This is a genomic window from Streptomyces glaucosporus (genome assembly GCF_039533345.1).
GTDB classification, from domain to species: domain Bacteria; phylum Actinomycetota; class Actinomycetes; order Streptomycetales; family Streptomycetaceae; genus Streptomyces; species Streptomyces glaucosporus.
Window position 1 is genome coordinate 1 of sequence record NZ_BAAATJ010000056.1, and the last position, 1,004, is coordinate 1,004.

The following is a 1,004-nucleotide window of genomic DNA, read 5'->3' on the forward strand; positions in this document are numbered from 1 at the left end:
TCTCCTCGGCGAAGTGGCAGGCGGAAGGATGCGCGGCCGGGGTGTCCTGCCCGGCGAACCGCTCCGGCACCGCCAGCAGCGGCACCTCCTGCGCACACCGCTCCTGCGCCTTCCAGCACCGGGTCCGGAACCGGCACCCCGACGGCGGATTCGCCGGCGACGGCACATCCCCGGACAGAATGATCCGCTCCCGCCGCTCCCGCGCCTCCGGATCCGGCACCGGAACCGCCGACAGCAACGCCTGGGTGTACGGATGCGTCGGATGATCATAGATCTCCGCATCCGTCCCGATCTCCGCGATCTTCCCCAGATACATCACCCCGACCCGATCCGAGATGTGCCGCACGATCGACAGATCATGCGCGATGAACACATACGACAGATCGAACTCGTCCTGCAGCCGCTCCATCAGATTCACCACCTGCGCCTGCACCGACACATCCAGCGCCGACACCGGCTCATCACAGATGATCACCTCCGGATTCAGCGCCAGCCCCCGGGCGATCCCGATCCGCTGCCGCTGCCCACCGGAGAACTGATGCGGATACCGGTTGATGTACTCCGGATTCAGCCCCACCACATCCAGCAGCTCCCGCACCCGCCGCCGCCGGTCGCCCTTCGGCGCCACCTCCGGATGAATCTCGAACGGCTCGGCGATGATGTCCCCGACCGTCATCCGCGGATTCAGCGACGTATACGGATCCTGGAACACCATCTGAATGTTCCGCCGCACCGCCTTCAACGCCCGCCCGGACAGCTTGGTGATGTCCTGGCCCTTGTAGAAGATCTCCCCCGAGGTCGCGGTCTCCAGCATCATCAACAGCTTCGCCACCGTCGACTTGCCGCACCCCGACTCGCCCACGATCCCCAGCGTCTCACCCTGGTACAGATCGAAGGAGACCCCGTCCACCGCCTTGACCGCACCGACCTGCTTCTTGAACAGGATCCCCTGCGTCAGCGGAAAATGCTTCACCAGATTCCGCACCTGCAGAATCGGCTCACCG

Annotated in this window: 1 protein-coding gene; it reads right to left on the bottom strand. The window is 65.3% G+C overall.

The genetic code is table 11. From position 1 onward, the window contains the following. The coding region (locus tag ABD358_RS28325; RefSeq protein WP_344634018.1) for an ABC transporter ATP-binding protein at nucleotides 1–1,004 on the bottom strand (1,004 nt) is incomplete at both ends.